The 22,267-nt window shown below is 52.9% G+C and carries 18 protein-coding genes; 9 read left to right on the forward strand and 9 right to left on the reverse strand.

Features of this window, described 5'->3' with window-relative positions:
• Positions 1–77: 77 nt before the first annotated feature.
• The 7 genes from JMI88_RS13680 (at position 78) to JMI88_RS13710 (ending at position 7,700) form a co-directional block, all read left to right on the forward strand.
• Complete coding sequence (locus JMI88_RS13680) at positions 78–1,166, forward strand: HAMP domain-containing sensor histidine kinase (protein ID WP_201362424.1); 1,089 nt, start codon at positions 78–80, stop codon at positions 1,164–1,166.
• A gap of 7 nt (positions 1,167–1,173) precedes the next feature.
• Positions 1,174–1,908 (forward strand): response regulator transcription factor, encoded by a 735-nt coding sequence (locus JMI88_RS13685; RefSeq protein WP_201362425.1) that lies wholly within the window; start codon positions 1,174–1,176, stop codon positions 1,906–1,908.
• A gap of 29 nt (positions 1,909–1,937) precedes the next feature.
• A complete protein-coding gene (locus JMI88_RS13690; RefSeq protein ID WP_201362426.1) occupies positions 1,938–3,314 on the forward strand; it encodes a glycoside hydrolase family 32 protein in 1,377 nt (458 codons plus the stop codon).
• Between the two features lie 571 nt (positions 3,315–3,885).
• A complete protein-coding gene (locus tag JMI88_RS13695; protein WP_201362427.1) occupies positions 3,886–4,149 on the forward strand; it encodes a hypothetical protein in 264 nt (87 codons plus the stop codon).
• A 583-nt stretch (positions 4,150–4,732) separates the two neighbouring features.
• On the forward strand, positions 4,733–4,915 hold the full coding sequence (locus JMI88_RS13700) for a hypothetical protein (protein ID WP_201362428.1): 183 nt from the start codon (positions 4,733–4,735) through the stop codon (positions 4,913–4,915).
• A 538-nt stretch (positions 4,916–5,453) separates the two neighbouring features.
• On the forward strand, positions 5,454–6,797 hold the full coding sequence (locus tag JMI88_RS13705) for an MFS transporter (protein ID WP_201362429.1): 1,344 nt from the start codon (positions 5,454–5,456) through the stop codon (positions 6,795–6,797).
• A gap of 132 nt (positions 6,798–6,929) precedes the next feature.
• Positions 6,930–7,700: an SDR family oxidoreductase gene (locus JMI88_RS13710; protein WP_201362430.1), complete on the forward strand. Its 771-nt coding sequence runs from the start codon at positions 6,930–6,932 to the stop codon at positions 7,698–7,700.
• 79 nt (positions 7,701–7,779) lie between these two features.
• Here JMI88_RS13710 and JMI88_RS13715 read toward each other — a convergent pair whose 3' ends face one another.
• Complete coding sequence (locus JMI88_RS13715; protein ID WP_201362431.1) at positions 7,780–10,029, reverse strand: glycosyltransferase family 39 protein; 2,250 nt, start codon at positions 10,027–10,029, stop codon at positions 7,780–7,782.
• Positions 10,030–10,475: 446 nt separating this feature from the next.
• Between JMI88_RS13715 and JMI88_RS13720 the strand changes: the two genes are divergently transcribed.
• Positions 10,476–11,174 (forward strand): CTP synthase C-terminal region-related (seleno)protein, encoded by a 699-nt coding sequence (locus JMI88_RS13720; RefSeq protein WP_201362432.1) that lies wholly within the window; start codon positions 10,476–10,478, stop codon positions 11,172–11,174.
• 117 nt (positions 11,175–11,291) lie between these two features.
• Here the strand turns inward: JMI88_RS13720 and JMI88_RS13725 are convergent, their stop codons facing one another.
• The 5 genes from JMI88_RS13725 to JMI88_RS13745 all read right to left on the reverse strand — a co-directional run bounded on the left by JMI88_RS13725 (position 11,292) and on the right by JMI88_RS13745 (position 19,903).
• Positions 11,292–12,455, reverse strand: coding sequence for a sensor histidine kinase (locus JMI88_RS13725; RefSeq protein ID WP_201362433.1), 1,164 nt, complete (start codon positions 12,453–12,455; stop codon positions 11,292–11,294).
• Positions 12,456–12,706: 251 nt separating this feature from the next.
• Positions 12,707–15,691 (reverse strand): winged helix-turn-helix domain-containing protein, encoded by a 2,985-nt coding sequence (locus JMI88_RS13730; RefSeq protein ID WP_201362434.1) that lies wholly within the window; start codon positions 15,689–15,691, stop codon positions 12,707–12,709.
• A gap of 214 nt (positions 15,692–15,905) precedes the next feature.
• Positions 15,906–16,892 (reverse strand): aldo/keto reductase, encoded by a 987-nt coding sequence (locus JMI88_RS13735; protein ID WP_201362435.1) that lies wholly within the window; start codon positions 16,890–16,892, stop codon positions 15,906–15,908.
• Positions 16,893–17,162: 270 nt separating this feature from the next.
• Complete coding sequence (locus JMI88_RS13740) at positions 17,163–18,158, reverse strand: homoserine kinase (RefSeq protein WP_308438820.1); 996 nt, start codon at positions 18,156–18,158, stop codon at positions 17,163–17,165.
• Positions 18,159–18,871: 713 nt separating this feature from the next.
• Complete coding sequence (locus tag JMI88_RS13745) at positions 18,872–19,903, reverse strand: energy-coupling factor transporter transmembrane component T family protein (RefSeq protein ID WP_201362437.1); 1,032 nt, start codon at positions 19,901–19,903, stop codon at positions 18,872–18,874.
• 194 nt (positions 19,904–20,097) lie between these two features.
• On the opposite strand from JMI88_RS13745, the gene JMI88_RS13750 reads away from it, so the two are divergent.
• Positions 20,098–20,427, forward strand: coding sequence for a hypothetical protein (locus tag JMI88_RS13750; protein WP_201362438.1), 330 nt, complete (start codon positions 20,098–20,100; stop codon positions 20,425–20,427).
• A gap of 46 nt (positions 20,428–20,473) precedes the next feature.
• Here the strand turns inward: JMI88_RS13750 and JMI88_RS13755 are convergent, their stop codons facing one another.
• The 3 genes from JMI88_RS13755 to JMI88_RS13765 are packed head-to-tail and all read right to left on the reverse strand — an operon-like array spanning position 20,474 to position 22,129.
• Entirely contained in the window at positions 20,474–21,253 is a 780-nt protein-coding gene (locus tag JMI88_RS13755; protein ID WP_201362439.1) for a TIGR01458 family HAD-type hydrolase, read from the reverse strand.
• Positions 21,254–21,292: 39 nt separating this feature from the next.
• Complete coding sequence (def, locus tag JMI88_RS13760) at positions 21,293–21,811, reverse strand: peptide deformylase (protein WP_201362440.1); 519 nt, start codon at positions 21,809–21,811, stop codon at positions 21,293–21,295.
• A 24-nt stretch (positions 21,812–21,835) separates the two neighbouring features.
• Positions 21,836–22,129: a helix-turn-helix domain-containing protein gene (locus tag JMI88_RS13765; RefSeq protein ID WP_201362441.1), complete on the reverse strand. Its 294-nt coding sequence runs from the start codon at positions 22,127–22,129 to the stop codon at positions 21,836–21,838.
• Positions 22,130–22,267: the final 138 nt, after the last annotated feature.

Below are 22,267 nucleotides of genomic sequence, written 5' to 3' on the forward strand. Positions count from 1 at the left end.
TTAAGCGCAACAACAAGCATACAGGTAAGATGCACTCTTGTAGAGTGGATGGATACATTGGAAGGGATGTGTTTCAGGTGAGCAAAGTTGTCCATAATTTGACTGGCTGGCTGAAAAACTGGCATCTCTCACTATTCGAGAAGGTTATTCTCGTGAACAGTTTGATGCTGTTAGTAGAGGCGCTGGCCGCTCTCTGGGTTACCAGCCATCAGCTAGAGGTGCATCACTACCTGATCGATACGATTTTTATCGTGCTGGCCACCCTCTTTACATTGTTCGCCAATATCATGCTGTTGCGCGCCAGTTTTCGACCTCTCTTTGCGCTCATCAATACTATCAGGGCCGTGGGCGCGGGTCAGACGCAAGAGCGGGCCAGGGTTTCGGCCTCTACCTGGGAGATTAACGAGCTGGCACAGTCATTTAATAGTATGATGGATCGCCTGGAGGCGGCCAGGCGTGAACGCACACAGGTCATTTTGCAGGCACAGGAGCATGAGCGGCGGCGCATCGGCATGGAGCTGCACGATGAAACCGGCCAGAACCTGACCGCCTTACTGATCCACGCCGAGGTCTTGCACCAGCATTTCCAGGATCTCTCAGCCGCCGGCCTGACGGAGAAGACGCGCGACCAATTGGATAGCGAACTGCAACAGCTCAATCACCTGACTCAATTATCGCTCGAAAATGTGCGTGTGCTGGCCCAGCAACTGCGACCAAGCGTGCTGGATGATCTGGGCTTGCTGGCAGCTTTTCGCTGGCTAGGCGAAGACAGCGCTCAACGGCTGCGCCTTCAGGTCGAGCTGGATCTACAACAGATCGAACCTATTATCAAAGACCTTCCTGCCAGCTACGAGACCGCCCTCTTCCGTATCGCCCAGGAAAGCCTGACCAACGTAGCACGCCATGCCCATGCCCAGAATGTGCTGATCTCCCTACTACTGAAGCAGCAGCATATCTACTTAACCATCCAGGATGACGGCACCGGCTATCAAGCAGGTCTAAAGAAGGCGGGCACAGGCATTCTGGGCATGAGGGAACGAGCCACCTCGCTGGGGGGCACATTGAATATTATCAGTCATAGTCAGCAGGGAACAACCGTGCAGGCAGTGCTGCCGTGGCCAGCGCCGCGACACACGATAGCCAGCATAGAAGAGGATAAAGGATAACAGCGCTATGTCAGAAGAGAACGCAGCCCGGGAGAAGATTCGCATCCTCCTGGCCGATGACCACGATCTGCTACGACACGGCCTCAAGCTGCTCTTCGAGGCCCAACCAGACATGCTGGTCGTCGGCGAAGCCCGCAACGGAAGGGAGGCCATCGAGCAGGTAAGCGAGCAAAAGCCTGATGTCGTGGTGATGGATATCAGCATGGCCGAAATGGACGGACTGGAGGCCTGCCAGCGTATCCGCAAGCTCCACCCTGACATCCAGGTGCTCATCCTCACCATGCACGAGAGTGAAGAATATTTCTTGCAGGCGCTCCGCATTGGAGCCGCCGGCTACCTGGTCAAGAAGGCCGCCCCGACAGAGTTGAGCACAGCTGTGCGCACACTGGCGCAGGGGGGAGCCTACCTCTATCCCGGTCTGGCCAAAGCTTTGATTCGAGCCTATGTTTCTACCCATGACTATCCCCAGACCAGACTAAGTAGCCTGAAAACGGCCACGAAAGAGAAAAATGCCTCACTGGGCCACGCGCTCGACGTGTTAACGCCGCGCGAGGTCGAGGTATTAACATATGTGGCTGAAGGCAAGACCAACCAGGAGATCGCCGATATGCTGGTACTCAGCATCAAGACGGTTCAGGCCCACCGCGCCAATGTCATGGATAAGCTGGGGTTGCACGACATCACGCAGCTGGTGCGCTTCGCGATCCATCATGGCTTGATTCCAGCCGAACCCTATCTTTGAAAGTATTTTGCAGTCAAGGATGATTTTATATGCAGATCAAACATCACAACGACCATCATCGTACCGCCTATCATTTCCAGGCGCCTTCCAACTGGATGAACGATCCCAATGGGTTAGTGCAATGGAAGGGCAATTATCACCTCTTCTACCAGTATCACCCACATGGTCCCCTGCCTGGCAAGATCCATTGGGGACACGCCATGAGCTCGGACCTGCTGCACTGGACCCATCTGCCCATAGCCCTGTCGCCCACCGATGGTGGACCCGATGAGGATGGCTGCTGGTCTGGCTGTATGGTAAACGACCATGGCACCCCTACCATCATTTACAGTGGCAATGCGCATGGTCGCCAGCTCCCATGTATCGCCACCAGCGCGGATGATGATCTACTTACCTGGCAAAAATATACGGGAAACCCCGTACTGCCTGACTGGCCGGCTGAATTGGATATCGTTGAGTTTCGCGACCACTGCGTCTGGCAGGAAAGTGAGATGTGGTACCAGGTTATTGGCTCAGGCATCAAAGGGGTTGGAGGGACCGCCCTGCTCTATCGCTCACCGGATCTGCTGCAATGGGAATACCTGCAGCCTTTGTGCGTCGGCAACAAAGCCGAAAGCGGCACCATGTGGGAATGTCCCGATTTCTTCCCGCTCGGGGATAAACACGTCCTGACCGTCTCATCGATTCCCGATGGCCTGGTCTACTATTTTATTGGCACCTATCAAAACTTTACTTTCACGCCAGAAAGCCAGGGAGTCCTGGATGGTAGCCGGCACTTCTATGCCCCGCAGTCTATCCGCGATGACCAGGGGCGCCGCTTAATGTTTGGCTGGCTACGGGAGGGACGTGACGATACAGACTTGCAGCTAGCCGGTTGGGCCGGCGCCATGTCCCTGCCGCGCATCCTCTCACTACAGCCAGGTGCCACACTCGGCATCGAGCCAGCCCCCGAGATCGCACAGCTACGTCGCGATCATCACGCGGTCGAGCCCCGAACGATTACAGGCCACCAGACCGTGATCGAGCAGTTGTTCACCAACGCCCTGGAAATCATGCTGGATATTGACAGCCAGGCGGCAACCAGTTGTGGGCTAGCCCTTCAGGATAGCGCATATCCCGAGGAGAGTATCTACATCAGCCTGCAAGGGTCCGGGCTGAGCATCGAGGCGAAAAACGGCAGCGCGAAGCTGGAGCGTGAGCAATATCCTCTCACACCCGGCCGCCATACGCTACACATCTTCCTCGACGGCTCGGTCCTGGAAATATTCATCGATGCCAGCGCCTGCCTGACCGAGCGCTTCTATCATTCGGCCCCTCGACAACTCAACCTGAGCCTCTTCGCCAATGGCGGAGAAGCCACACTCCACCAGTTGGACGTCTGGGAGATGGCTTCGATCTGGCGATAGATACCATACCGTTCGCAAAAACACCATTCTTTTAGAATATGTCTGAAGCCCATAGGGATGGGTTTCAGACCCATTCTAATACTCGCGACTACTCGCGACGCTGATGGAGACAGAATCACATTGACTTACTTTTATTTATATGCCATTGTGTATAGTATGTTACACTATATATGCCATGAGTTTACAAATAAGTCATCCTTGTTTCCATTCTTCCAAACTCCTGTGTCTATATTTCTTATGTAGTTTATTGTGTAGATGTCCACTTCCAACCAACACGCGATGAGAAGCAGGCCAGGGATGGTGACAAACTGCGTCACACCTGAATCCACAAGGAACACAACAGAGGAAGGGGCACCAATCATGAATGATGACAGCCAGGCAAAAGCTCTAAAGCTTTCTGAAAAATTTGTCGATTTCATCGATCTGACCGACGAAAACCTGGAAGAGGTCGCTATTCTGGAGTTTGGCATTCAAGGCGGTGTGGACTGCGCTAACTGCGGTGGGGGTGGGGGCTGCGCTAACTGCAGTGGGGGTGGGGGCTGCGCTAACTGCGGTGGGGGTTGCCGTCGAGGTGGGGGTTGCGGTTGCGGTTGCGGTTGCGCTTGCAGTGGTGGGAGCTGCAGTGGTTGCGGTTGCGGTTGCGGTTGCATTGATTATGGTGGGGGTTGCGGTGGTGGTGGGAATTGCGGGCGTTGCAGTGGTTGCGCGTGCGGCTGCCCTAGTGCCTGCCCTAGCTGCGGTAGGAGTAGGTGATGGAGTAGGTTTGGCGGTGATGCCTGTAGTAGCGTTTATAGCCCGGGTCAGGGCAGTGACGGATGACCGACTACTCTTTTAAGAGAGAGTCTTACTCCCATCATGATGGGAGTAAGACTCTCTCTTAAAAACTCGGGCGCGTATGCGCCCGCCCGTACGGGGGTGCTGTGTTTCCCATAGGGATGGGCTTCAGACCCATTCTAATACGCGCGACGCTGATGGAGGCAGAATCACATTGACTTACTTTTATTTATATGCCATTGTGTATAGTATAATATTACACTATATATGCCATGAATTTACAAATAAGTCATCATTGTTTTCATTCTTCCAAACTCCTGTGTCTATATTTCTTATGTAGTTTATTGTGTAGATGTCCACTTCCAACCAACACGCGATGAGAAGCATGCCAGGGATGGTGACAAACTACGTCATACCCGAATCCACAAGGAACACAACAGAGGAAGGGGCGCCAGTCATGAATGATGACAACCAAACAAAAGCTGTAAAGCTTTCTGAAAAATTTGTCGATTTCATCGATCTGACCGACAAAAACCTGGAAGAAGTCGCTATTCTGGAGTTTGGCATTCAAGGCGGTGCCATTAGCAAACAGAACTTTGACTGCGCTTGTGTCTGCGGTGCTTACTGCGAGGGGAACCGCTGCGGTGCTTACTGCACGGGAAGCTGCGCTGCTTACTGCGGTGATTACTGCAGTGCTTACTGCACGGGAAGCTGCGGTGCTTACTGCGGTGAGCCCTGCAGTAGGGGCTGCGGTGGGGGCTGCGGTTGCGGTGGGTGTGGCAGGAGGAGGCGTAGGTGATGTAATAGGTTTTGCGCGGTTCCTGTAGTAGCGTTTATAGCCCGGCTCATGACAGTGACGGATGACCGACTACTCTTTTCAGAGAGTGTCTTACTCCCTTCGAGAAGGGAGTAAGACACTATTTTATTTGTTGGTGCAACACGGTCGTTGTGCGACCCCGTGTTGCACCAACAAATAAAACACCTTCTCCTCCTTGCCTCAGCTTGAAGGCGCGAACCCGATGGCTTTCGGGTATGCTCTTAGCATACTTATTTGCAAATAAGCAAGATTCGAGAAATTTTTGGCTGCGCAGCGTGTTATCATACACAAACGGACATGCATGGATTCTCTTCATGTCCGCGAAAAGGAGCAAGCGCGCTGACTGGCAAAGACGCGTTGAGCACGGCATGCCTCCGCTAGTTCTGATGAAGAAAGGAAGTAGCTCAATATTCAAAGATATAAAGGCGTAAGCATGCCCTGTGTGCAGAGAACATAGCCTGTACGGCTTATTGCTTTTTATACTAAATCTCCTAAACAGTTACGTTGTGCTGGTAGATATATAAATACGCAGAATGGAATATATATAGATGGCATCGTCAGATCCAACAAAAATATCTGAAATACGAGAAGAGTTGCTAGGAGATGCAATAGCAATTAGTTCTCCACCCATCAAGAAAAGACGCGTCTCGAAGGCCCTGGCCTTTCTCCCGGCCAGCCTGGCTTTGATTATGACTGGCTTTGGTATCATCGTGCCAGTGTTTCCACAGCGTCTGGAGGCGCTAGGACTGGGAGCTGAAACACTGGCCTTAATGGAGGGAGCCTTCGGGCTAGGAACGTTCCTTTTCAGCACACCGCTTGGAGTACTGGCCAATCGTTTTGGTCGTAAGCCAATGGTCTTGTTTGCGCTGATCGGTTTCGTAGTTACCAACCTGCTACTGGCCTATGTTAATACGGCGCCGCTGTTCATTATTATCCGCTTCATGGAAGGCACCTTTGTAGCAGGCTTCATGCCGGCCTCCATGGCCATGGTCGGCGATGCGATTCCGCTGGATAGGCAGGGACGCTGGATAGGCTTTATGACTACGGCTCAGGCCGGTGGTCTGGCACTGGGACCCGCGATTGGCGGCGTGCTCTATCAATCCTGGGGCTTTAGAAGTCCTTTCTTGCTCTCGGCAGGCTGTGCCCTGATCGCGTCGCTGCTAGCCCTGACCTTGCTGCCAGAAACGCTACCGGAACAGGTACGTCTGGAGGCGCAAGCGAACAGGGACAATAAACGGAAAGGCATCAAGCGGCAGGATGCGAACACGCCGAGACTTACGAGCCTGGCATTGCTCTTTGCGCCATTGCTGCTGCTGGACCTGGGGTCAATGTTTGTCTATCCCTTTTCGCTGCCCCAATATCCCTTCTTTTTCAAAGATACGCTTCACTATAGTCCAGCCCAGTATGGCTTGATTATCAGCGCTTACGGCCTGGCCGTGGCCCTGTTCCCGCTGGTTCTAGGACGCCTCAGCGATAAGGGGTCGAAAAGATTGCTCGTGACACTTGGCTGTCTGCTGAGCGCGGCACTCAATCTAGGTATGCTCTTTTTGCATCAATATGCACTCCTGATCGTAACGGCCGCCATCACAGGTATCGGCAGTGCGCTCTTAATGCCGGCGCTAGGAACCGTCTACCTGCATGCGACCAGTGATCAGAATCGCGCCCAGGTCATGGGCATACGCAGCACAGCCATCTCGCTGGCGCTGCTCATCGCGCCCCTGGCCCAGGCCGCTGCCGCGCCCTGGATCACCCCGCAGATCACCTTCGCGATTGCCGCTGGACTATCGATCGTCATGGGCTTCTTCGCCATTTACGCGGTCCAGGTTGCGCGCCACCAGGCGCCGCTGGATGAAGACAATCACGTGCCAGACACCATCGCTCAACAGTCGTAGTCTGGCAACTTCTTCAACTCTTGCAACTGCTCGCGCTGGCCACGCGCGAGCAGTTTGCGCATACGGGCATGCGCCTCTTTAGTCACTTTGACAGAGCTCCTCTTATCATATTAGTCGCAGGAGAAATTACTTATGGTTGTCTGGAACAAAGAAAAGAAGTCTGGAACCCTCATCGTAACCGGGGCAAGCCGTGGTATTGGAGCTGCTGTGGCCAAACTAGCCGGTGCACATGGGGTCCCAGTTGCAGTAAACTTTACCAGCGGAGAAGACGCTGCCCGGGAAGTCGTTTCTCAGATCGTTGCCGCTGGCGGTCAGGCCATCGCCATTCAAGGAGATGTCGCTCGAGAAGAGGATGTTATGCGCCTCTTTGAAACGGCCGAGCAAGAGTTGGGACCAATTCAAGGGCTCGTAAACAATGCGGGAATCACAGGTGGCTTTGCTCGTGTCGAGCAGGTACAAGCAGAGGCCATCACACGAATGCTTGCAGTCAACGTCGTCGGGACGATTTTATGCGCACGAGAAGCCGTGCGGAGAATGTCCCTGCGCCATGGTGGAACGGGTGGAGCGATTGTCAATATTTCCTCGCTTGCGGCGCGCACTGGTGGCGCGGGTGAATGGGTTCATTACGCGGCTTCCAAAGGTGCGATTGATAGCTTCACCATCGGCCTGGCGCGCGAGGTTGCCCATGAAGGCATTCGTGTCAATGCCGTCGCACCCGGACTTATTGAAACCGACCTACATGCCACAAATGGCGCGCCTGATCGTCCGGCAAGGATGGCGCCGTCCATTCCTATGCAGCGAGCGGGCACAGCGAACGAAGTGGCAGAGGGAGTGATATGGCTGCTGTCTCCGGCAGCTTCCTACACCACAGGGACCATCCTGGAGATCGGCGGAGGGCGATAACAATAGAAGCGAAAGGGCGGCAGGGCCACTCTGACCTGCCGCTCCTTTCGCTTCTGTAGAATCGGGACGCTTACATCAATTACGATTGCGGGGTGGCGCAATCATAAAGCTGGTTGCCTCCCTGGTTATTAGAGCTGCTCGATTGCCATGAGCTAGCGGCTACGACGCTACAATGGCTGGTCACCCAGGTGGTAGCCTGATTCTGACGACCAAAGCCACCCGCTCCATTAAAGAACTGGCGGAACTGCTCCGGCAGCTGATTGATATTAAACTGACCACCACGCGTCGATCCAAGCCAGAAGTAGCGCACGGTCCCGTTGTGGATCAAGTTCTGTAGATCGCTGGTGGTCAGGATAGGATCGCCGCCACTGAAACCGCCAAGAGCCATCACCGGCTTGTTGGTGGACAGAATAATCGAGTCGGCAGTATTAGAGCTCGAAGTGGCGACCAGGAACTTTGTGTTGCCCTGGTGAGCCTCAAGGTATGAGATCAAGGCCGGATCCGCGTTACCACCCCCTCCAAAACCACCCTGAAACGCATTGGCCAGATTATTGCGGGCCGTGCGTGCGGCAGCATTGTTACCGGCCGCACCCAGGAAGGCAAGATCAACCTGGGCATTGGGTCCAGCAATCGGGAAAGATGACTCGGTGTTGCGCAATACCGAGTAGCCAGACCAGATGGTGGGTGCAATCAATAGAGCGAGCAGGCCAATAGCAACCGCGCTGCCCGCGATGCGCGGAACCGATAGGCCGAGGTTCAGACGAGGCTGCAGACGCACCAGGACCAGGATGCCTATGCCTAGAACGGCCAGTACACCGATGATAGGGCTTAACCACCGGGCCCAGGAGGGGTAGCTGGCCAGCATATACAGCTGCACCACCGCCGTCAGTCCCAGCGCGATCGGTAACAGCCAGCCGCTCCAACTGCGGCCACGATAAGCATGCCACATTACAACCACCCCGATACCAACCATGGCGCTCAATCCAGGCGACATCTCGGTCATATAATATTGATGGAAAGAGCCATCCACCGAAAAGAAGATCGCCATCGCCAGCAGCCACATTCCCCAGAGCACCAGGGCCAGCTGCTGATGATCAACCTGGAAGCGCCAGCGACGCTGTACAGCCAGGGCCACCATCGCCACCAGAGCGAGCGGCAGCAACCAGCCAATCTGCCCACCTAGTGTGGTCCCAAAGAGGCGGAAAGGACCGGCCGCGCCCGTTTGAAACCCACCTGCCCCACCTCTCTGGAACTGGCGAGCGGCATTACCGTTGCCACCACCGGCGCCATTTCCGCCAAAGCCATTACCACCACCAGCACCATTATTACCAGAACCGGTACCACCATTGTTGTTACCGCCGCCCGGAAAAGGAGTCTGCTGAGCGGTCGTACTATTCTGGCCGCTTCCGGTCGTATTGCGGCGTTGCGTATTGGGATTAAAGTCGCCATTGCGATTACGGCCACCGAAACTGTTATTGCCACCAATACGCAAGCGGTTCAGACCATTGTAGCCAAATGCCAGGCTCAGCTCCGAATTATTCTGAGTCGAGCCAACATAGGGACGCTGCGCAGCCGGCGTCAGGTCCACCGCAAGGGCCCAGGAGAGCGAGAGTAACAGCACCACCAGCAAAGCCAGCGCCAGGTGCCAGATGCGCGTCCAGAGTGGACGCGGCGCACACAGCAGATAGGTCAGTCCCAGTGCCGGCACCACCAGGTACGCCTCGGCCATCTTGACATTGAAGCCAATACCAACAAAAACAGCGCTCAACACCAGCCAGCGCAGCTTACCGCTTTCAGCGGCATGGATCAGCGCCCAGGCCGCCAGCAACAGAGCCAGAGCCAGCGTGCCATCGATCGTATTATTGCGATTGGTCACCACGCTGATTGGCGTTACGGCCAGAGCCAGTCCGGCCAGCAGGCCCGCGACCGCCCCAAAGTGGCGCTTCACCAATGCATAGAGCAGCCAGACCGCCAGCACACCGCACAATGCCTGCGGCAAGAAAATGCTGAACGGCGTAAAGCCAAAGATCTTAGCACTGAGCGTCTGTAGCCAGAAACCCAGCGGCGGCTTATCGATCGTCACAAAGCCAGCTGGATCGAAGGAAACAAAAAAGAAATTATGCCAGCTATCCGCCATACTGCGCACGCCCGCGGCATAATAAGTGTTACCATAGCCATTCTGGCCGAGTTGAAAAAAATCCATAAACACAGAGAGCAATAAAACCGCCGCCAGCGCGATACGGTTCCAGAGATGTGGCATCCCTGTTTTGCTCTGAGGCGACATCATATCTATTGGCGATACTGTTGAAGCATCAGCGATATCTGCCATGGCCTATCTATCTCCTTAAATTGGGGAATCCCTTCGCGTTTTTTCCTTTTAGGATGTGGGTTATCCAGTGTAATGCAGCATATATATGGAAGACAGCATACATGGAAGGAGGAGCGAATTCCTTTTATGAGCCAAGTATAGAGGAAAAATCTCAATAAAGGTACAGGCAATTGTAAATAAAATTTAAAATCTGCGCCCTTCCAATGAAAATCCCATCTATCACTATATAAAATCCATAACAATTTTTCGCAGTCTTTCATTGAAGCAGCTGCTACTGGCATATATCATTCATCTATTATTTTTGCTGCCGGGTCTTCCAGTATAACAGAAAATGAGCACAGGCACATCGTTCGAATGAACGGTGTATCCCGTTAGCCGGAATGATACAATCGGTACTTATGGATGATAGTATGTTCAAATTATTGCGAAAGGGCTGAACAAAAACGATGATACATATCGGGCTGATCGGTGAATTTAAACCAGAGGTGGAGTCTCACATTGCAATTCCCCAGGCGCTTGAGCTCGCTTCGCGTGATCTGGACGCTCCGTTCGAGGCAACGTGGATCGCAACCACGCAACTAGAACAGGAAGCCGCGCAAACGCTGGCTCGCTATAACGCGCTCTGGTTTGTTCCTAACACTCCCTACGCCAGTATGGATGGAGCGCTCCAGGCGATCAGATATGCGCGAGAGCAGCATATTCCTACCCTGGGAACGTGTGGTGGCTGCCAATATATGATCATTGAATATGCCAGGAACGTTCTGGGGCTGCTTGAGGCAGATAATGCTGAAGTGAATCCAGATGCTCCCATGCAACTGATTATCCCGCTGGCCTGCTCGCGTACCGCGCTGATCACGACCAGTGTGCTAACGCCAGGCTCGCACGTTGCGACTATTTACGGAACGAATGAAGTTACGGAACAATATGGTACCTGTAATTATGGTCCTAACGCACAATTCTGGCCAGCACTTGAGCAAGGTGGAATGCATGTAACCGGAGTGGATCACGATGGGGACGCGCGCATCGTCGAGATCGAGCAGCATCCCTTCTTTATTGGGACGCTCTTTCAACCGGAGCGCTCTGCGTTTCGCCAGCTAGTTCACCCGCTGCTCAAAGCATTCCTTCAGGCAGCCAGGACAGAATAAAGGCGCCAGCCACTCCGAAACCGCCAACATTGGGATATGGCTTGCGGGCGGCCTGGACGGGGCAGGAAGAAGGTTTTAGTGCGATTCTTATTCAGGCCAGAGCTGCTCCTCTTTGGGCTATTCCCTTTCCGAACCCGTTGGAAGAGGCAAGGCGACAAAGAAGATCGTACCTTTTTCCTCCGAAGACTCTACCCAGATGTGCCCACTATGCTGCATAACAATTTCTTTACAAATGGCAAGTCCCAGCCCCCATCCGGGTACCGCAGAGGATCGCGCTTCAGGGCTGCGATAGAATGGTTCAAAAAGCGTCTTCTGCTGTTCTTTGGAAAGCACAGGACTCTCATTGTAAACCGCAAGGATGACCTCTCCTGGTCTCTGGCTTATCTCCACGCGTATAGGCGTATTCGCAGGGGAATATTTGAGGGCATTGGTGACCAGATTGCTCACGACCTGAGAGAACCGTCCATGGTCAACTTGCACGACCACAGGATCAGCAGGCAGCCGCAGATCAATCGAACGATCTATTTGCGGTTGTTGTTCTTCGATAACTTGCTGACACAGACAAGGCAGATCGCAGGGAGCCAGACGTACTGGTATCTTCCCTGAACGCAACGTATTGATATCAAGCAAATCATTTATCAGGTTCGTGAGCTGCTGGATTTGTCTATCCACCTCGTCCAGAGAGCCACGCATAGGAAGCCGTACGCTTTGCCTCTTCAAGCGGCGCTGGAGCAATTGTATAGACCCCTGAATACGGGTGACTGGCGTCCTCAGTTCGTGGGAGGCCATCGAAAGAAACTGATCCTTGACTCGATCTGCTTGTTGGAGTCGGGCATTGCTCTCAGCCAATTCCTCAGCATGTTGAGACGCTGCCTGACTGGCATGGAGAAGCCGTTGCCGGTAGTTTTTCTGGACAATGACCAGAGTCATGACGATAAGTTGGATGAAAATAAACGGCGCAAATGAAACAATATCGGGCCAGAGGAAAAAATCAATAACTCCTAAAGGAGGGACAATCCAGTAATCTACAGCAAGTACCTCAAGAAGCAAAGCCAGGAGTGCCGGGCCGATGCCCCAGAACCACCCAATCAGAAGCGTTGCAATGACAAACGGCGGCTCAACAAAAAAATCGTGAATACCCAAAGATCGCTCAGAGATTGGAATCAAAAATGCAGCAGCGGCAAAGAGAATAGCAAAAGGATAGCCAAGCAAAGGAGAATGCCACCACAGGTAATGGTGGTCTGTTTGGAGATGCTTTTGTTGTTTCTCATTGACCTTCATTGCCTACCTCAGAAAGGATAGGCTTCTTGCCAACTTGTTTCATTGCCTCATCCGTGTTGAAAGAACCCTCTTAACTACACGAATGAAAAGAAGCGGATGTTTCCATGAAGAGAATAGACAAATATCATCTGTCTGGTCAACATGCCCTTTTATTACTAGTTCTTACACAATCCCGGTAAATGATGAGCTACTATTTCTCACTTCTCGCATTTTTCGAGCTCAGATCTAGATGGTCTGTTCCTCTCAGACCTTCATAGCAGTCCTCGCGTGCGCGCCTGTGCCACGGCTTGTAGCCGATTACGTACATTCAGCTTTTGACATACATGCCGGACATGCGCTTTCACGGTGCTCACTGCTACCACCAGCGCATCCGCAATCTCTTGATTCGAGAGGCCAGCCGCCAGCAGGTGCAACACCTCAACTTCCCGCTCACTTAATCCCGCCTTATTCTTTTCCACAGGATCGCTTTTTTCAAAGGCTTCTAGCAATCTTCGCGCATATCCCCGGCCACTACCAGCGATCTCTATCTGCTCCAGCATGTTCTGTAGTGGCGTTCCGATATCAAGAAACATACGCAACCATCCCTGCTGTTGCGCTATCGACAACGTCTCGCTCATGATCTGAGCGGCCTGCTGTTGCATTCGCATCCCATAGAGGGCTATGGCCTGCAATGTCTGCGCGGCGAGCAGAATGTTGATATGTTTCCACGCACGCACGTCGTCGATCAGCGGAACCAGTAGTGTGGCAGCGGCATGGTGTTGTTTTTCTGCCAACCAGAAACGTGCCAGCAGCAAGCGTTCAATGGCCTGCTCTAGTGGCGGGACCTGTTCGGTTCCTGCCGTAACATCGATACCAATAGCGCACAGTGCTCGTTGTGCCGCGACATTGTCTCCCTGTTGCAAGGCCAGGTGGATGGTGCTGGCAGCGATATATTCCCGCAACCAGGGAACTCTGCCCATCGTCGCAATCTGATTAGCCTTATGCACTTCCTGCCACCCTCGCTCGATCTCCCCCTTAACGGCGAAGATATGAGCCAGGATACAGGAACCCGATAGGATGACTTTAATTTCTCCGCTATGCTCCCCCAACTGCACTCCCAACAGGGCATGGCGCAAAGCTGTATCCACTTCGTTGCGTTCGTAGTAAAGCTCCGCCAATCCAATATGAATGACGCCCGTAGCTGGCACGCGCGCCCACTCACCATGCGCTCCTGAGTTGTGTAGAGCCTGACGCAGGATAGCTTCGGCCTCACTCAGCCTCCCCTGCTTGATACATATCTGAGCCAGGTAGCGGCTGGCAAACATAGCGGTACGCAGGTTTCCCAGAGCCAGACTGATGTGTAGCGCCTCCGAGAGCTGGCGGTAGCATTCATCCAGATTCTTATGCAGTCCTCCCACCGAAAAGGAGACGTCCGCGCGCAGCAGGGCCCGCTCCTGGGGCAATTCCTGCAACGCTGCCTGTCCTAAGAGGATAACCTGTGAAACGTCATTGTGAAAGGCGGCGATGCGGGCGCGCAAGGCGGCGATATCGCCGCGTGAGATCCGCGTATCAGGCGCTGCCAGTCGGCTTTCGATGGTTGTTACTAACGCTTCTACTCGCTTGATGTTTTCTTGTCCACTCAAGAGGAGCGCCCAGGCGTAGAGCAATTGCAGGTAGGAGTTCTCCACGCAGATGGCTTCCGGTAACTGCCGCATCCACGCCAGCAATCGTCCTACCTCTCCCCTCTTCCATATAATCTCTTCTCCAATCCGCTCAATGAGGTAGCCGGCTTCCTGAACATCGCGGGCAGCCAGTGCATACTCGATGGCTTCCTCATACATTCCCTGCTGCTCATACCATGTAGCCGCCCGCCGCTGGATGGCTGCGCTTACTTCTGGACTGCTCTGAGTGAGCTTTTCTTGCAGATATTCCGCAAAGAGAGCATGATAGCGATAGCTGCCCTGCCGTTCGTCTAGAGAGATGAGAAAGACGTTCTCACGCTCCAACGCCATGAGAATCTTTCTGACTTCGCACTCGTCTTTCTGCAAGACAGCCGCGCAGAGTTCCATGGTCCAGACCGCAAGCGGCGCCGTGGAAAGTAAAAAGTGCTGTATCTCTTGCGGTTGCCGGACAAAAACCTCTTCAGCAAAATAATTGAAGAGGGTACGCTGGTTCCCACCAAACTGCGTCAGCACAGCCTTCGTTTCCTGCTGGTCTTGCAACGCTCGCCCGACAAGATACAGACCCGCGATCCAACCTTCGGTGCGCTGTTCCAGCAATTCTTGCTCATCACCAGAGAGGGTGATGCCGACCATGTTTGCCAGAAAGCGCTCAATCTCCGCGCCTGTCAGCCTGAGATCGCTGGCGCGCACTTCGCACAGCTCGCCATACATCCTCTCTCTTGCCAGTGCCCAGGGGGGTTCGCTCCGGCTGGAAACGATAAGATGCAGGTCAGGAGGCAAATGTGCCAGCAGATATGCCATGCCTTCGTGAATGTGGGAATCGGAGATCAAGTGATAGTCATCAATAATGAGTATGTTGCGGTGTCGCCCAGTCAGAACAACAGTCAGCAAGTTTTCGATGGACATATGTGGCGTCGAAGAGATAGGGGCAGCCGCGTTGTCGCTGCCATTATTTTTCCGTAGGGCACGCCAGAGCACGCTCCAATAACGGACCGGATCATTGTCCCGTTCGTCGAGCGAAACCCAGCCAATGGATTGCGCTTTGCCTCGTTGACGTTGGCACCGTTCGTACCACATGCTTAGCAGGACGGTTTTTCCAAAACCCGCCGGGGCAGTTACCAGAGTGAGTTTGACGCGCAGGCTCTCATCCAGTCGATCCAGTAAGTCTACACGTTCAAGCAATTTGGAGCCACGCTGGGACAGTGATGGCGGTGCCAATCTGGCTGTCTTGAGCAAGCTGGTGTGGAAAGCATGCTTATCCATGCCCGCTTTCTGTTGCGTCAGGCGTGAGGCCACATCACGCAGTCGCTCAGCGGTCAGGTTTTCGCTGCGACCGAGGTATGTCTTGCTCAGTTTGCCTTCTCTGCTCCGATACGCGATCCAGTAAAGTCCACCGCGTTTCTTCTGTTCTTTGCGTGCGGTAAACGAGCCAGCTTCGTGGGTAAAGAAAAACGAGGTATTTTCTTCTGCGGACAGCCAGGAATACCATTGTCGCGATCCTATACGCACGGGCGCCCGATTATCCGTGGGTACAATCAGGAATTCCGACTCTACTCGTGGTGTCTTACCTGCCATCGTTCCTACCATCCATAACGAAATTTTGTTCTACCAGAGTAGGATAGCCGTTCTTCATCATTTTTGTCAATGGGCATTATTCCCAATGTTCGTCAGTTCTGCTACAAATGATCGAAACTACTGTTTCGCATCTCAGACACACGTTTGTGATATGGGACACGGAACAGTAATCTCGACTCAGGTTGCATTGAAGATAGATGCAGGTCGGTATTGATTAGAAAGTCGACTTGAGCAAAGTATCTATCTGCTGCATCTGTTGTTGGCTCAATGCACCCAGGCGCAGCGCGGCGGCATTCTCTTCTACCTGGGCGACCGTTTTAAAGCCGGGGATGGGAAGCGCCTGGTTGCTACGTGCCCAGATCCAGCCAAGCGCACCCTGCGTCAGCGTGCGTCCATCTGAACTCAGAATGTCTCGCAATACCTCGACCCTGGCGACCCACTCCTGCATCCTGCCAGCTTTAAAGTACTCCCACCAGGGTGTGTGCCGCCGCACATCATTGGCTGCCAGCGCATTCTCATCTTGATACTTGCCAGTCAGCATGCCCATCGCCAGTGGCGTACGGCATATCACAGCCAGGTTTTCAGCTTCGCAGTACGCGATCAGCTCATCGTTGCCGCCAAAAACGTTGAGCTGCTGCTGCACAGCAGTATAATGCGGCGCCCGGGCGAAGGATCGTGCTACCTCTACATCATCGGTGCTCGGGCCATAATAGCGGATCTTACCTGCACTGACCAGTTCTTCCAGCGTAGCAAGTACATCCTCAGTCTCTGTCATCGTCTCGGGTGTACTATGCATTTCATACAGGTCGATATAGTCGGTGTTCAGGCGCTTCAGGCTGGCCTCACAGGCGCTACGAATGTACTCTGGAGTAAGATTACGACCTGCGCCCTGCCGCGTCTGCTCGTCAAACACATTACCAAACTTGGTCGCGATGACCACCGCGTTTCTTCTGCCCGCCAGCGCTTGTCCCAGGATACGTTCACTATGGCCGCACCCATAGACATCAGCGGTATCAAAAAAGGTGATGCCTAGTTCAAGCGCACGTTGAATAGCATGCATCGACTCCGCATCATCCACATTACCCCAGCCCGCCGGCCTCCCATCAATCGTAAACTCACCTCCGATGGCCCAACATCCCAGACCCAGTGCACTGACTGATAATTTACTTTTGCCCAATGTACGTTTTAGTGTCTGCGTCATTCTCTTCTTCCTTTTTTAGCTTGCCTGCTCTCGCTTCTCTTCAGGCGTGCTCTTATCTTACCTGCCTTTCTGTCCGCGCACATCCTGCTAAAGTAGAATATCCTGGTCGTATTGCTCGCACAGCACAGAGGAGGGGCTACCACGCGATTGCGGTAGCCTCTCCTCTGTGTTTTTCGTGTCAAACTTACCCAACAACATGCCCTATCGTTAATCTTTAGAATCGGATTAATTCGAGAGATGACCCAGCAGCATACTTATGGGTCAGCGTAGCTAGCCAAAAATTTCTTGATAAAAGGCATCTCTGCCTAGATTATTCAGGGCGTCGATTTTTCTTTTCTCGAAAAAATCGCTGACGTTGCCGCGCTCAAAATACCAGACGCAATCGAACATGATACTCAATTTGAAGACATCGAACAGGTACTGTTTTTCGTCGGGACTCAACGGTCGATAGCTGTTATATTCCAGGACGGTTTCCCTGGCCGCGCTGAAATCAAAAATATTGTCACCCGGCTTGAAATCAGACCAGCTATCCCAATCAAAGGCAGGGATAAAAGGATTGATCAACGTGGCAAGGTCATAGGTAAGAAAAGTGTAGTTGGCATCGTCAAAGTCGATCAGGGCGGCAAAGTTGCCGTCCTTGAAGAGAATGTTCGAGAAGTGGAAATCACAGTGGCAGATGCCCCTGGGCAGCGATGCCGGCAACTGAAGTTGCGACAATGTATGCTCAAACCACGCCAGTTTCTCTCGCGCATTGGTGGTGTCAATCCTTTGCGCCGCCTGTCGGGCTAATTTGCGGCCACAATCAATATCATAGTTCCAGCGATCATCTTTGTTGACAGGCTGGTAATCCCTGGTGATATTCTGTAATTGAGCAACCTCTTGAATGAATTGCCTTTTCTGCATCTCATCTGGATATTCGAGATGCTGCCCCTCAATAAATTCAAAGATAATATATGGCTTCTCGCGATAGATACCGACCGCTTCCCCCTGCCTATTCAGCAATAAAGCGGGACAGGGATATTGTTGGCCCTTCAAGTATTGAATGAGATGGCTCTCGAATAAAACGGAGCCGATGGAACGATTTTCATAATACCTGAACACAAACCTACCTTGCGTTGTCTGCAGAAAGAAATTTGTTTGTACGCTTCCATGCGAGATAGGTGTGAAGCCCTGATATTCTCCTAAATTATAATATGAGAGTATTTCTCTAAATTCTTGTGCTGAAAAAGTTGTTTTTACTGCCATAGCAGCCATTTTACCAGACATAGGAGAGAGCGCAAGAGATTTTTCGTTATTTCATCTCATCTATAAATTATTCAATGCGGAAGTAGTATCGATGATATGGCAAAAGAAGTAGATGCACAAATAACATAAAGGAGGGTCGCACCGACCCCCCTTTATTGTTTCCCCAGAGTGAAGGATCCCTAAAGAACGAAAGGATCCGCCGGACTCCGTGTTTACGGATGCCATCAATAAAACGTTCCCCCCGAAACGTTTCACCGAGCATACAGGCTGTTCGCTAGAATGCCCTCACAGCAAGACTGCCGGCCAGCAGACTTGACTGCAGATGCTCTATGGCTGAGAAGACAAGATCTGTGCCTATGCACCAAACAAGCAGATCTGTCCACATGCCCTGGTTCTAAGCGAAACAAGCACGGTACCATGCCCACGCTACACGCGAACTATGAGCCCCTCCAGACCGCATTCCCGGTAGCGCTTTTCCCCATACATGATGGTACAAGAGATCAAATAAGATGTAGTTGACAATATGTTGAGATGCTGTAGAGATTTTTTTATTCCAATGATTATGAGGTTGAGAAAAACACATGCTGCTAATTCAGGGATGAAAACGGTAGTCCCGGTGATAGCTATATATCGCCGCCAGACCTATCTCAGCCGCGCGGTCCGCCTCCTGGTGGAGATGTTGACCTATCAGGGGAGAGAACGATAAATATTAACGATGCTCTCCCCCTTTATTGCTAGAGGAAAAGAGGAATGGTGGTGACGAGGATGACAAGGCTGAGCGCCAGGTAATCCAGGCGGCTGAGAGGCTGTTCGTACAGCAGGGTGCGTGGTCCATCGCTCTGATAGCCCCGGGCATCCAGGGCGGTGGCCAGTTCAGAGGCGCGGCGCAAAACACCCTGCACCAGCGGCACAAAGAACATGGCGAGGCTCTGAAAGCGTTCGCGCGCAGTTCCATGGGTGATATCAGCTCCCCGCGCGACCTGGGCCTTCATGAGCTGATCAGCTTCTTCGAGCAAGGTGGGAATGAAACGCAAGGATAGCAGGAGCATGAGAGCGAAATCATCAACGGGTAATTTCAGGCGACGTAGTGGAGAGAGCAGCAGGGTCAGGCCCTCAATTAACGCCACGGGACGTGTCGTCATGGTCAGCAGGGTAGATGAGATAAAGAGCACGCAGAAGGCTACAAAGGTGACGATCGTTAGCCAGGCTCCCTGTTGGGTAATAATAAGCGGTCCAACCGACATGGGACGGCTGGCGGCAAAACCATTGGTCAGCCAGAAAAACAGCAAGGAACCGAGCACGGCCAGTAGCGCCAGCCTACGGATGAAGCGCAGCCAGAAATGGCGCTGACACCAGCCACGCAATGGTGGCAGCAAGGTCAGCACAAAGAACGCCAGCACAACAGTACCCAGCCACAGTACGTCCTGACTCAGGCTAGCATAGCTGGGCCGCCATGGTCCCAGGCTCCAGATCACCGGACTATCGCTAGACGCGCCAAAAATCGAGATGAACAGGCTCGAAAAAACGATCAGCACCAGAAACCAGAGGCGTTTCCCGAAGTCCCGCAGCGCAATGCCAGAGGCAAGCAAACCAACAAACATCAGCCCAAGCGCCACAATATAAGAAATAAAATGCCATTGTCGATGGTTCGCAATCAGCAACGTCCCAATCAACCAGAAAATCATCAGCAGCTTGGTACGTGCTTGCAATCGATGGATGACACTAGTGCCAGGATAAAAGATACCCAGAGAAATTTTTTCCAACATAGCTGTATCGCGTATCCTTGTATATGTTCATTATCAGCCAGTATATCATTTCAAGCCAGCACACAAAACCAAAATGATCGGTGCTGTGTGCAAACTTGCCGCTTTTGATGTTTATCACTATCGATTTTTGCTTTTAGAACGTATACTGTATAGAGGTGCGCTAGATATCTTGAGATAGAGGAGGAGCTTTTGCTATGGCAGAAACACAGTCGCAACGGGTAAAGCGCATTAGTCAACATCTGGATGAAGCCAGAACAAGCCTGGAACAAGATCTGGCTGCGAGCAACGATGTTACGTTGAAGCGAATCGAGGTTGACGCGGCAACCGTCGTTACACTGTCGCTGGTCTCCGAACTGCTACCAGAACAGATACAAAAACAAGTGACAGAATTTATCTCGCTACATGAACAGGTCTGGAACACGGACGCGCCAGTGGTAGTCGGCCATACGCCACGCAAACCACTGGGCGAGCGTCTCTTTCATCGCTTCGCTTTTTTTTCGGCACACGCCGCTAAACAAGGATGATGCAATCGCGTCCTGCGCAGTCATCACAGCAAAGGCGGCGGCATTGTCAGGCTTGGTGTTGAAGCCATGATGGAAGATCCGCCAGCGATGGCAGGATCGCCTCTGGCTGAACATGTGCCAGCAAGGGGGAATCAGCCCGGTGCTTGCCGGTACAGACCAGCACCCCACGTAGACCTGCCTTCTGAGCCCCTCCAACGTCGTTCTCAATATCATCACCGACCATAACGGTCTCGTCGGCCTCGCAACCAATGGCACGCAATGCCTGCTCAAAAAAGTCCGCCGTGGGCTTGCCAAGCACAACCGCCTCTTTCCCACTGGCAATCTCCAGCGCTCTCACAAACGGCCCACTATCCAATTGCAGGCCATGCTGTGTTTTCCAGTACATATTCTTATGCAAGGCCAGCAAGGGGGCCCCAGCCATCAAGCAACGAAAGGCCTCATTCATCGCCTCGTACGTCAAAAGCTCTTCCGCGCCACCAATTACCACCACCTCAGCGTCGTGCTCCACCAGTTCAATGCCCGTGAAGTCCACCGCTGTATCTCCCTTGGTTAACAACCAGCAACGCTTACCCGGAAAATGCTGCCGAATATACTGAGCCGCCGCCACCGGAGCCGTAACCATCCGCTGCTCAGACACCGGCAGGCCAATCTGTTGCAGACGGCGAGCCAGGGCGGCCCGCGCCATCGTCGTCGTATTGCTAACAAAACAGGTCGCATAGCCCTGCTGCTCCAACCAGGTCAGGGCCTCGGCAGCCCCTGGCAACGGCTGCATGCTCACATGCAACACACCATCGATATCCAGCAAAACACCACGTATCGGCCGCATACATCGTCCTTTCGATTGAAGCTTGCCAAACATTAGCTATCAGCGCGTACCAGCCGCTTCTTCAGCCTCATCAGAGCTCACCTGGCGCAGATCCTCCGGTCGCTCCAGCAGATCCAGATACAGAATACCATCTAGATGATCAATCTCATGCTGCAAAGCCCAGGCGAAGTAGCCCTGAGCGTCAATACGCATGGGCTTGCCTCGCACATCCTGACCCTTGACCACCACGCGAGCCGCGCGCCGCACATTGACGCCATAGTAGCCAGGGATGCTCAAACAGCCATCCAGGCCGACTTGCTCACCTTCAGCTTTAATAATCTCAGGATTTGCCATGGCCACTTTATAGTGCTTATCGGTATCGGGATCGTTCAACTCGACCACAAAGAAGCGGATCGATAGAGCAATCTGCGGAGCAGCCAATCCCGCACCATTGTTCGCATGCATCGTCTCAAACATATCCTGGGCCAGCTTTGGCAACGAAGCATCAAAACGATGGATCTTTTTGGCCTTCTGCCGCAGCAAAGGATTACCATAAAAAATCAGATCACGTACCGCCATAGTGCACTACTCCTCCACAAAAACTCACATAAGCAAGGCCGCCGGGGCAGTATCCGCCCGGCTCGCCTCGACTTCTGGCTCCCAGGTCAATAAATCATCAATAGTTACGGGTAAAAAACGACTAAAATAGGAGAGAAGCCGATCAATTGTCGCGTAATCAATACGCTGGCTACGCCCGGTATGAAGCGCGACCAGCACACTTTGCGAGACGCCGCTTTCCTGGGCCAGGCGCCGCAGGCTAAGAGCAGCTTGCCCATGCTGCGCTCGTTCCAGATTTAGTTGAGCAAGCAAGATACGAAGACGGCATGAGACGGTCATGAACTCTTTTTCTCCTTATTTAGGCCACACCATCGGTTGTGGCTTGCTTATTTTATAATTACTGCACTGGCATGTCAATGCAATTCTATCACTTTCCACAACATTGCAATGGTATGCAACTCCATACATAGCCAGAAC

This window comes from Dictyobacter formicarum (assembly GCF_016587435.1).

What these genes read in the sequence shown, in the direction of transcription:
- JMI88_RS13730 (WP_201362434.1), bottom strand. Translation starts at nt 15,691, where the DNA reads ATGGCAGGTAAGACACCACGAGTAGAGTCGGAATTCCTGATTGTACCC.
- JMI88_RS13740 (WP_308438820.1), bottom strand. Translation starts at nt 18,158, where the DNA reads ATGTCTGGTAAAATGGCTGCTATGGCAGTAAAAACAACTTTTTCAGCA.
- JMI88_RS13720 (WP_201362432.1), top strand. Translation starts at nt 10,476, where the DNA reads ATGATACATATCGGGCTGATCGGTGAATTTAAACCAGAGGTGGAGTCT.
- JMI88_RS13750 (WP_201362438.1), top strand. Translation starts at nt 20,098, where the DNA reads ATGGCAGAAACACAGTCGCAACGGGTAAAGCGCATTAGTCAACATCTG.
- JMI88_RS13735 (WP_201362435.1), bottom strand. Translation starts at nt 16,892, where the DNA reads ATGACGCAGACACTAAAACGTACATTGGGCAAAAGTAAATTATCAGTC.
- JMI88_RS13690 (WP_201362426.1), top strand. Translation starts at nt 1,938, where the DNA reads ATGCAGATCAAACATCACAACGACCATCATCGTACCGCCTATCATTTC.
- JMI88_RS13765 (WP_201362441.1), bottom strand. Translation starts at nt 22,129, where the DNA reads ATGACCGTCTCATGCCGTCTTCGTATCTTGCTTGCTCAACTAAATCTG.
- JMI88_RS13705 (WP_201362429.1), top strand. Translation starts at nt 5,454, where the DNA reads ATGGCATCGTCAGATCCAACAAAAATATCTGAAATACGAGAAGAGTTG.
- JMI88_RS13755 (WP_201362439.1), bottom strand. Translation starts at nt 21,253, where the DNA reads ATGCGGCCGATACGTGGTGTTTTGCTGGATATCGATGGTGTGTTGCAT.
- JMI88_RS13715 (WP_201362431.1), bottom strand. Translation starts at nt 10,029, where the DNA reads ATGGCAGATATCGCTGATGCTTCAACAGTATCGCCAATAGATATGATG.
- JMI88_RS13685 (WP_201362425.1), top strand. Translation starts at nt 1,174, where the DNA reads ATGTCAGAAGAGAACGCAGCCCGGGAGAAGATTCGCATCCTCCTGGCC.
- JMI88_RS13725 (WP_201362433.1), bottom strand. Translation starts at nt 12,455, where the DNA reads ATGAAGGTCAATGAGAAACAACAAAAGCATCTCCAAACAGACCACCAT.
- JMI88_RS13745 (WP_201362437.1), bottom strand. Translation starts at nt 19,903, where the DNA reads ATGTTGGAAAAAATTTCTCTGGGTATCTTTTATCCTGGCACTAGTGTC.
- def (WP_201362440.1), bottom strand. Translation starts at nt 21,811, where the DNA reads ATGGCGGTACGTGATCTGATTTTTTATGGTAATCCTTTGCTGCGGCAG.
- JMI88_RS13710 (WP_201362430.1), top strand. Translation starts at nt 6,930, where the DNA reads ATGGTTGTCTGGAACAAAGAAAAGAAGTCTGGAACCCTCATCGTAACC.